Below are 9,089 nucleotides of genomic sequence, written 5' to 3'. Positions count from 1 at the left end.
CAGCCAAGCTTAGTAGCTGCTCTCTTCTTGTTTCCATTTGTGTCTACAAGCTTCTTAATTATTTCATATTTATTCTGCTCATTCATTCTCAATTCAACCTTTCTCATAATAACCTCCCATGGAGGTTATAGTTTAACACGGCAAGTTGATAATGTCCCAATTGGGACATTATCAACTTGGATACATTGAGACATTATCACATTGGAATCAGATGCCTATCCTTGATGGACTGTAATCTTGCATTTTACTTATTTTTCTTATAAAGTAAAGAATGCTCAATAAGAAAACATATATTAAGGACTGAATCCATTATTGAGTTCAGTCCTTTTAATACTATATTCCTGATACAACTTTAATAATTAATAATACTAATACAATTGGAATGACTGGTTTAATAATCTTAGAACCGTTATTCACAATCATTCCAGCACCTACATAATGTCCTGCAATACTAAAGCATGAAGCAGCAAGTCCTAATCCCCATAAAATCTTTCCTGCTAAGATAAATGTGACTAATGCTGAAATGTTTGAAGATAGATTTACTACCTTTACATTTCCTGTTGCCTTATCTATTGGCATTTTCGCAAACTTAGTAAATACTAGTAATAAGAATGTACCTGTCCCTGGACCATAGAATCCATCATAGCAGCCAATCACAAATGAGCACACAATCGCAATCAAATACTGTTTAGTCTTTGTCATTCCCACTGGAACTTCTACATCCATATTCTTATCTTTTAATACACAGATTACGACAACTGGTAAAAGAACAACTAGTACCATCTTTAAAATATGATCACTCATAATGAGTGTAAGATTTGCGCCTGCGACAGAACCAATGAGTGCGCCAATGACTGTTCCTGGTACAAATCCCCAATCTACTTTTTTATTCTTAATAAGTCTTGCAGTCGATACAACAGTGCCTGTTGATGATGATAGCTTATTTGTCGCAATTGCAGCGTGTACTGGTATTCCTGCAAACATATAGGCTGGAAGCGAAATTAGACCTCCCCCACCTGCAATTGAATCTACAAAGCCCGCTAGAAAGACTAACGGACATACAATGAAATAAATTCCCATTTTCCTTTTCCTTTACATAAGATATAAGAGGTGAATACCTCGATTTTCTATTGTAGCGATTTAGGAAAGAGATGTAAACTACCTTTTTATCTGAGAAAAATTTAATATGTTTTGTTAGACAGTATCTAGCAAAGTTCAAAAACTCTATTTTAAGGTAAAACAAAAACTCCCAAAAGGGAGTTTTTGAATGTCTCTTGTAATAAGTGATAAATAATATTATCTCTTTGAGAACTGTGGAGCACGTCTTGCTTTTTTAAGACCGTATTTCTTACGTTCTTTAACTCTTGAATCACGAGTTAATAAGCCAGCAGCCTTTAATGTTGGTCTGTAATCAGAACCAGCTTCAAGTAAAGCTCTTGCGATACCATGACGGATAGCACCAGCCTGACCTGAGATACCTCCACCATTAACATTAACTTTTACATCGAACTTATCCTTTGTACCAGTTAATTCTAATGGCTGGTCAACGATCATTAATAATACGTCTGAAGGAAGGTATTCCTTAGCAGCCTTACCGTTGATTTCGCATTTACCAGTACCTGGTGTTAAGATAACACGAGCTACTGAAGATTTTCTACGACCTGTTCCTCTGTACTGTACGTTTGCCATTTATTCTTCCTCCTACTTTAACTTTAATTCTACTGGTTTCTGAGCAGCATGTGGATGTTCACTACCAGCATAAACAAATAATTTCTTAGCCTGCTGTCTGCCAAGAGTGTTGTGTGGAAGCATACCTTTGATGGCAGTTTCTACGAATCCAGTTGGATTCTGTTCCTGGAACTGTCTAGCAGTTTTAACTTTTAAACCACCTAAGAATCCAGAATGGTGATAGTACTTCACCTTGTCTAACTTCTTACCTGTCATTACTACTTTTTCTGCATTGATGATAACTACATAGTCACCAGTGTCTACATGTGGAGTATAAGTAGGCTTGTTCTTACCTCTTAATACTGTAGCAACCTGAGATGCTAAACGACCTAATGTAAGACCAGTTGCATCTACAACATACCATTTTCTTTCAATTGTGGCTTCTTTAGCCATTGTTGTTTGTCTCATTCTTTTTTCTCCTTTTAAAATAACCTTACCGGGGTCTTTTTAAAATGATTTTATCCAGGGAAACGTATTGTCCGTTGATAAGGGTCAGACTGTTTCCTGAACAAACAAACTCATGCATTCTTGTATCAAGGTGTAATACCCCTCGAACAGAACAATCTTATTATAGCAACACTCGCACTTTTGTCAATGATTAAAGGAAAAATTCTCTTGAATTTTTCTATTGTTTTCCTTTCTTGAATTCGATGTGATCAAGAACATGAAGATGAAATTCTTTAGCTAGTTTTTCTATGTAATGATACATCTCGCAGCTGAGTTGTTCAGGTGAATGAGCATCTAATCCAAGAATAATATCATTGCCTATCATAGAGGCAATCTGGAAGAAATAGGCATTGGCATAAGGATAAACATCCTTCCCATTCATCTTCACTTCACCTTTACGTACACCTCCTGCATTAAGTTCTAGAGGGGTGTGTGTGGCTTTTGCCTTCTTACATATACGTAAGATGACTTCTTTACTGACATCGTCTATTTTCCCATATCCCATTAAAAAGAGATCTGGATGGGCAATGTAAGTGAATAGTCCAGTATCCATGGCTTTTTCTAATTCTTCGACATAATTGAGTAAATCTTTTTTTGTAAGATTCTTTCTTCCATAGTAACAGTCATGGATGCTATGTTTATGGAAATGATGCCCTAGAATCAAATAATCAACTTCTCCAGAGCTTAATAAGTTCTGATAGTAATCTAGGTAGTCTTCGAAGTATTCTGCCTCAAATCCCTTATATATCTTGATATAGTGAAAATGCTTCTGACAGTTATTAAGCGCATCTAGATAATCTTCTTTTTCATCATAAGGCATACGCATCTTAGGACCATTTCTTAAAAAAGCACCTATACATGATTTAAGACCTTGAATAGAACGAATTGAAGGAAGTGAATGAAAAAGATGAGAACGGTAATGAGGTAAAGCGATATGACAGCTCATGCCTATTTCTTGATAGCCTTCATGTAATGCTGCTTCTATCATTTCATATTCATTTCCTACTGCATGTCCACAGCGATATGTGTGGGTATGATAGTTAATCATCTTCTTCATAATACACTTCCTGTAAGTAAAGACCTTCTGGTTTGGCCTTAAATAAACATTTTTTCTTTCCTTTTGATTCAAGTAGTTCTTCTACAAGTTCCTTTGTACGCCAATGAGATCCTACTTGAATAAGTGCACCAGAGATTAAACGTACCATATAGCGCCTGAATCCATTGCCTACAAATCTCATTGTGACAATCCCATCTTCTTCTTGTATATCAATTGTTTCTATAACACGGATTGTATCCCCTAAACCGTTAAAGACACAAAATGAGGCAAAGTCATGTTCTCCTAGAAAGATTTGAGCACATTCCCTCATAGCTTCTATATCTAATGGACGATTGTGCTGATAGACATAGAGTCTCTCAATTGGGTTATAAGGTTTTGTAGAAACAAGATAACGATATTCTTTCTTTTTTGCACTATAGCGTGCATGAAAAGATTCATCAACTATGAATGAATCTTTGATATAGATATCTTCAGGAAGGAAATTGTTTAAGGCACGGATCCATTGTTTTTCAGGTATTTCTTTATTGATATCAAAATGAAATACCTGTCCTACTGCATGGACACCTGCATCTGTTCTTCCTGATGAGTGAATTGTGACTTCTTCATGAGTGATCTTATAAATGGCTTTTTGTATTTCTTCTTGTACTGTACGTTTATCTGGCTGGATCTGCCAGCCATAGAAGTGTGTACCATCATAAGTCACTATACATTTTATTCTCATAGTATAAAGCTCAATACTACAACACCTGTCACAACAATGAGTGAAAAGATGAGAGAAAGTGTATCACCTAAATCCCACTTTACCTGATGGTAACGTGTTCTTGTTGCTTCTGGGTTATAGTTTCTACTTTCCATAGCATTTGCGAGATCATCTGCACGCATAAAGGCAGAGATAAATAACGGAATAATTAAAGAGACAATAGCGGATACCTTCTCTTTAAATGTGCCTTCCTGGAAGTCTACACCTCTGGATGCCTGTGCTTTCATGATTCTTTGTGTTTCTTCTAATAATGTAGGAATGAATCGTAAAGCGATAGAAATCATCATCGCAATTTCATGAGTTGGGAAACCAACCTTCTTAAGTGGTCCAAAGAGTTTTTCTAGACCTAGTGTTAAGTCTAATGGCTTTGTACAAGCTGTTAGAAGGGTTGTCATAGAGATAATTAAGATTAAACGTATAAGAATATAGGCTGTCTGTTTTAGGGCTCCAGAATAGATTTTAACAGGTCCTAGAGTACATACGACAGAACCAGTCTGTAAGAATAAGAGATTGAATAAGGCAAGAAAAGCCATCATGAAGATCATTGGCTTCATAGCCTTCATAACATCCTTGAATGAAATCTTAGACAAAAGAAGACATAAAATGACATAAGCAGATAAAATACCATAACCAATAAAACCTGCATCAAAAAATACAGCAATTAAGAATAATAAAAGAAGACCTATTTTTAAACGTGGGTCTCTTTTATGTATAAAAGAGTTAAGAGGAAGATAACGTCCTATGATCATGCTATCCATTGTATTCTCCTCCTATTGCATCAACTAATTCATCTATATCTTTAATAGATGGGTTGATATGGAAACCACCCATATTAAGTTCCTGAATGAAATCAGTAATAACTGGTAAATCGATGCTCATTGATTCAAGATAATCTCTTTCACTAAAGAGTTCATCTACATCGCAATATCGTTCTACTTCACCATGGTTCATGACTACTACATGATCACAATATTGTAATACATGGTTCATATCATGAGAGACCATGATAACTGTCTTACCACTTTCCTGGAACTTCTTAAATAGTTCCAACATTTCTTTAGCCCCTTGTGGATCTAAACCTGCTGTTGGTTCATCTAAGACAAGAATATCTGGTTCCATGGCAAGTATTCCAGCAATGGCTACTCTTCTTTTTTGTCCACCTGATAATTCAAATGGTGATCTTTCAAGATATGATTCATCTAAGCCAACAAGCTTCAATACCTTACCTGCACGTTCTTTCGCCTCTTCTTCAGACATACCAAAGTTAGTAGGACCAAAGATAATATCTTTCTCAATTGTTTCTTCAAACAACTGATATTCTGGGAACTGGAAGACTAATCCTGCTTTTTTTCTCAATGGTTTAAGTACTTCTGGTTTTTCTCCAGCACGAATCACAAATTCATCAATATCTACTTCACCATTAGATGGTAAAAGTAAGGCATTGATATGCTGGATGAGAGTAGATTTACCACTTCCAGTATGACCAATAAGAGCTGTAAAGGAACCCTGAGGGATTTTTAAAGAGACATCCTTTAAGGCAATATATGAAAATGGAGTGTTTTCTCCATATATATAATTTACTTTTTTAAATTCAATTGACATAATTCTTTCACCAGCTTTTCTTTGTTTATGATTGGTTTAATTGGATATCCTGAATCATGAAGTTTTTTAGAAATCTTATAGGCAAATGGTACATCTAAACCAATACGTTCTAACTCTTCCTTTTGTGTTAATACTTTTTCAGGAGTTCCTTCATCAATAATGTGACCATTATCTAATAATATGACATGATCTGAAAGAGCTGCTTCTTCTATATCATGGGTAATAGAGAGAATAGTCATATTCTGTGTTTGATTGAGTTCATGAACAAGATTGTTGATTTCAATCTTACCACGAGGATCAAGCATGCTTGTGGCTTCATCTAAAATAATAATAGATGGATGCATTGCAAGAATTCCTGCAATAGCGACACGCTGCTTCTGTCCTCCTGAAAGTTTTGTAGGTTCATGATCTAGGAATTCAGTCATATTAACTTTTTTCGCATATGTCTGAATGATATCTTCCATATCTTCTGTAGGAACACATAGGTTCTCTAAACCAAAGGCAATATCATCTCTGACTGTTGAACCAATAAACTGGTTATCAGGATTTTGGAATACAATACCTACCTTTTCTCTGACATCATAGAGATGTTCTTCATCTAAGTGGATACCATCAACAGTGATATCACCTGTTTTTGGTTCTAGTAATCCTATGATTAATTTTGCAATAGTACTTTTACCAGAACCATTATGACCTAATACAACTGTATAGCTGCCTTTAGGTACTGAAAAAGAAATTTGATCAATTGTTTTGGCACCTTCTTCGTACTCAAAACTTAGATTATTTATATCTACCGCATTTGCCATGGTTAGCCTCCTAATTATTAAAACACGTGTTCTAAGTGTATCATTTTATTTTTGTTTCATCAATATATTCATATTCTGAGTACTGATCATCTATTTCCCCGGCAATACTGAGTTTATAGTTAAGATTTTCTTTATAGTTAAGTGAGAAATAACAGCTATAAAGAATATCTAAAATACAGGTAATAGATTCAGTGGATGCAAAATCACCAATCTTAGTATTCAACATTTCTCTTGATGAGATTCTTAAGCTCACATCTGATAATTTAACAAGTGTACTTTTAGAGATACTAGTAATCGCAATAATTGGTGTATGTTTACTTTTTAGTTTCTTCGCAAGATGGATTATATGTGTTGTTTCACCAGAATAAGAGATAATAATGGCACAGTGTTCAGGCCCACTCATGGATGCTTGAACTAGGTCATTACCAGATATCATAACGGTATCAACACGTTCTTGAATAGAATACATCTTTTGGGCAAAAGATTGAGCCAAATGTTGTTTATTAGGGCGAGTATAGATATCAATATACTTGGCATCTCTTAAGAGTTTTAATGCATTCATGAGATCATCATGTTTCATCAAGTTTTTTGTATCTTCTATTGTCTCTTCATGTAGTTTAAATATATTATTTGATATGACAGAAATATCATCACTTATTAGAAACGGAATAGATGCATCAATGTCTTGAGATGCATACATATACTCTAATTCTTCTAGAAATGCTTGTTTGAATTGATTCCAGCCATCATAACCTATTTTCTTCGCGATACGTATTAATAGTGAAGGGCTAGTAAAAGTAGCTTCTGCAATCTCTTTAGTAGTCATATTTTTAATATCCATGCCTTTATTTAAAATAAATTGGATAATGAGTGCTTCAGAATCACTGAAATGTGTTTGTTCAATTTGATGAATGATCATAGTTTTCACCTCTATCGCCCATTATAGTGAAAAGAGGTCTAAAACGCAAAGAAAACAGCTTTTAGGCTGTTTTCTTTAAGTCTTCTATCTTTTGTTTAAATTCTTTCAGTCGTCTTTGTTCTTCTTGATAGCTAGAATAAAGATGATCGACTTCATCCATATAGTATTGATTTTTCTCTTTTGAGAAATAATGTCCTATGCTGTTTTTAGCACGTTCATTTAGTTCTTTTTTTATTGCTTCTAGATTTTCCATATGACCCATTAACTGATTCTTCTTTTCATCATATGTTTCCTCAAGTTTATCTACATTTATAAATATATCGTTATTCTTATCAATATCTTTTAAATGTTTCTGATCACTAAAATAACGATTGAATGAATCTTTTGCTCTACTAATAGCCTTCTTATAAAGCTCATCTTTATCATCGCACTTCAACTGAGTGGATAATATATGTAGAGATATATTATAGTGATCGGAAGCGGGAGTTTGATTTACTGAAGGTTTTGGACGCTTTATGCTGACTTGTCGAGGGTCAGTGGAATATGTATAAGAAGCTTGCTGAAGGCTTTTTATGTTTGATTTCATACTAGTGACTCCCTCCTTTCCGATTACAGTTGTATCATAATCAAGAATTTACACGATGACAACAGTATTTTTTCAATTGTAAACAACATATACAAATGAATTCCCTTACAATGTGAAATTGTGTGAATGAATTTTTCGTAAAAAAAATACCAGAATTCATCTGGTATTATTTCTTAAGTGTAGCTAATTTTTTCTTTAAATCTGCAATTCTGTTATTTTCTTCTTCATAATCAGCTAACATCTGATTAACAGCTTTCTTTGCATATTCAGCAGCATCTTCTGTAAATGTCTTATTTAATTTATCTGTTGCTATCACTTCGATTTCTTTCTTTAATGCATTGAGGTTTTCTACATGACCATCCAACTGAGCTTTCTTTTTTTCAATGATTTTTTCGATTTCTTCTGTATTACAAACCACATCTTGTTCATGATTGTCTGGTAAAACTGGTGCATCTTTAAAGTAACGATCATAAGATTCTTTTGCTTTTTCAATAATTTTGTTAGTATTCATAATTATTTCCTCCATTATTTCTTGATTTCATCAAGCTTCTTTTCTAAATCATCAATTCTTTTTCTTTCTTCTTCATAATCTTTAAGCATCTGGTTCACAGTTGTCTTAGTATATTCTTCTTTATCTTTAGGGAATGTGTTATTAAGAACCATTGCAGATTCACCTTCAAGTTCTTTCTTGAGTGTATTTAAGTTATTGACATGTCCTTCAAGCTGATTCACTTTTTCATTGATTATTTCCCTCATCTTTTCTTTGTTAAAGACTACATCCTGCCCATGGTTTTCTGGTAATTTTGGTGTATCCTTGAAATAACGATCATATGATTCCTTTGCTTGATCTAAAATCTTATTAATATCTATATTCATAATTGCTCCTCCTCTTTTCTTTACGAGTTCATCATAGTCTTATACAAACTCAATAACAATAATTTAAAAACCACTTTAAACCTAGTTCACAAAGAGAAGCCCTTACATTTTATGAATTTGTGAATACCGAGTAACTAAATAGACTTGGGGTTTACTCAAGCTTTGAAAAAGTCAGGGGTATGAACTCCTGGCTTTGCTTTTATGCTGTCAACTTTTTAGGGGCAGTTTTCTGCTATCTGTTTTGTTTATTTCATAAATCATTTATCATGTTCTTAAGGTCAATAAATCTATAGAAAGAAAAAAAGGAT

General features: G+C 34.1%; 12 protein-coding genes. All 12 read right to left on the bottom strand.

Translation table 11 applies throughout. The features are described from left to right. Positions 1-333 precede the first annotated feature (333 nt). Complete coding sequence (locus EAI80_RS10505) at positions 334-1,080, bottom strand: TSUP family transporter (RefSeq protein ID WP_129981979.1); 747 nt, start codon at positions 1,078-1,080, stop codon at positions 334-336. A 216-nt stretch (positions 1,081-1,296) separates the two neighbouring features. Then, positions 1,297-1,689 carry a 30S ribosomal protein S9 gene (gene rpsI / locus EAI80_RS10500; RefSeq protein WP_006505661.1) on the bottom strand — a complete coding sequence of 131 codons (393 nt, stop codon included), beginning with the start codon at positions 1,687-1,689 and terminating at the stop codon, positions 1,297-1,299. A 12-nt stretch (positions 1,690-1,701) separates the two neighbouring features. Next, positions 1,702-2,136, bottom strand: coding sequence for a 50S ribosomal protein L13 (gene rplM, locus EAI80_RS10495; protein ID WP_006505660.1), 435 nt, complete (start codon positions 2,134-2,136; stop codon positions 1,702-1,704). 217 nt (positions 2,137-2,353) lie between these two features. Continuing rightward, positions 2,354-3,232 (bottom strand): PHP domain-containing protein, encoded by an 879-nt coding sequence (locus EAI80_RS10490; RefSeq protein ID WP_129981978.1) that lies wholly within the window; start codon positions 3,230-3,232, stop codon positions 2,354-2,356. Then, a complete protein-coding gene (gene truA / locus EAI80_RS10485) occupies positions 3,216-3,953 on the bottom strand; it encodes a tRNA pseudouridine(38-40) synthase TruA (protein ID WP_129981977.1) in 738 nt (245 codons plus the stop codon). The genes EAI80_RS10490 and truA overlap by 17 nt, the downstream gene beginning before the upstream one ends. Next, a complete protein-coding gene (locus tag EAI80_RS10480) occupies positions 3,950-4,750 on the bottom strand; it encodes an energy-coupling factor transporter transmembrane protein EcfT (RefSeq protein ID WP_022425033.1) in 801 nt (266 codons plus the stop codon). The genes truA and EAI80_RS10480 overlap by 4 nt, the downstream gene beginning before the upstream one ends. Beyond that, positions 4,743-5,594: an energy-coupling factor transporter ATPase gene (locus EAI80_RS10475; RefSeq protein ID WP_129981976.1), complete on the bottom strand. Its 852-nt coding sequence runs from the start codon at positions 5,592-5,594 to the stop codon at positions 4,743-4,745. Before EAI80_RS10475 ends, EAI80_RS10480 begins: the two co-directional genes overlap by 8 nt. Next, the gene (locus EAI80_RS10470; RefSeq protein WP_129981975.1) at positions 5,570-6,400 is read right to left on the bottom strand and encodes an energy-coupling factor transporter ATPase; all 831 of its coding nucleotides are present in this window, start codon (positions 6,398-6,400) and stop codon (positions 5,570-5,572) included. Before EAI80_RS10470 ends, EAI80_RS10475 begins: the two co-directional genes overlap by 25 nt. A 40-nt stretch (positions 6,401-6,440) precedes the next feature. Further along, the gene (locus EAI80_RS10465) at positions 6,441-7,319 is read right to left on the bottom strand and encodes a MurR/RpiR family transcriptional regulator (protein ID WP_129981974.1); all 879 of its coding nucleotides are present in this window, start codon (positions 7,317-7,319) and stop codon (positions 6,441-6,443) included. A 61-nt stretch (positions 7,320-7,380) separates the two neighbouring features. Continuing rightward, positions 7,381-7,905: a hypothetical protein gene (locus EAI80_RS10460; protein ID WP_129981973.1), complete on the bottom strand. Its 525-nt coding sequence runs from the start codon at positions 7,903-7,905 to the stop codon at positions 7,381-7,383. A 166-nt stretch (positions 7,906-8,071) separates the two neighbouring features. Further along, on the bottom strand, positions 8,072-8,416 hold the full coding sequence (locus EAI80_RS10455) for a hypothetical protein (RefSeq protein ID WP_238634571.1): 345 nt from the start codon (positions 8,414-8,416) through the stop codon (positions 8,072-8,074). Positions 8,417-8,430: 14 nt separating this feature from the next. After that, positions 8,431-8,781, bottom strand: coding sequence for a hypothetical protein (locus EAI80_RS10450; RefSeq protein WP_129981971.1), 351 nt, complete (start codon positions 8,779-8,781; stop codon positions 8,431-8,433). Between the last annotated feature and the right edge of the window lie 308 nt (positions 8,782-9,089).

The sequence above is a fragment of the Catenibacterium sp. co_0103 genome (assembly GCF_004168205.1).
Taxonomy (GTDB): Bacteria; Bacillota_I; Bacilli_A; order Erysipelotrichales; family Coprobacillaceae; genus Catenibacterium; species Catenibacterium mitsuoka_A.
The sequence above is the reverse complement of the archived record's forward strand: the minus strand, read 5'-3'. Positions and strand labels throughout refer to the sequence as shown.

Coding starts and splice junctions, on each gene's coding strand:
- EAI80_RS10505 (WP_129981979.1), bottom strand. CDS start 1,080: ATGGGAATTTATTTCATTGTATGTCCGTTAGTCTTTCTAGCGGGCTTT.
- rpsI (WP_006505661.1), bottom strand. CDS start 1,689: ATGGCAAACGTACAGTACAGAGGAACAGGTCGTAGAAAATCTTCAGTA.
- rplM (WP_006505660.1), bottom strand. CDS start 2,136: ATGAGACAAACAACAATGGCTAAAGAAGCCACAATTGAAAGAAAATGG.
- EAI80_RS10490 (WP_129981978.1), bottom strand. CDS start 3,232: ATGAAGAAGATGATTAACTATCATACCCACACATATCGCTGTGGACAT.
- truA (WP_129981977.1), bottom strand. CDS start 3,953: ATGAGAATAAAATGTATAGTGACTTATGATGGTACACACTTCTATGGC.
- EAI80_RS10480 (WP_022425033.1), bottom strand. CDS start 4,750: ATGGATAGCATGATCATAGGACGTTATCTTCCTCTTAACTCTTTTATA.
- EAI80_RS10475 (WP_129981976.1), bottom strand. CDS start 5,594: ATGTCAATTGAATTTAAAAAAGTAAATTATATATATGGAGAAAACACT.
- EAI80_RS10470 (WP_129981975.1), bottom strand. CDS start 6,400: ATGGCAAATGCGGTAGATATAAATAATCTAAGTTTTGAGTACGAAGAA.
- EAI80_RS10465 (WP_129981974.1), bottom strand. CDS start 7,319: ATGATCATTCATCAAATTGAACAAACACATTTCAGTGATTCTGAAGCA.
- EAI80_RS10460 (WP_129981973.1), bottom strand. CDS start 7,905: ATGAAATCAAACATAAAAAGCCTTCAGCAAGCTTCTTATACATATTCC.
- EAI80_RS10455 (WP_238634571.1), bottom strand. CDS start 8,416: ATGAATACTAACAAAATTATTGAAAAAGCAAAAGAATCTTATGATCGT.
- EAI80_RS10450 (WP_129981971.1), bottom strand. CDS start 8,781: ATGAATATAGATATTAATAAGATTTTAGATCAAGCAAAGGAATCATAT.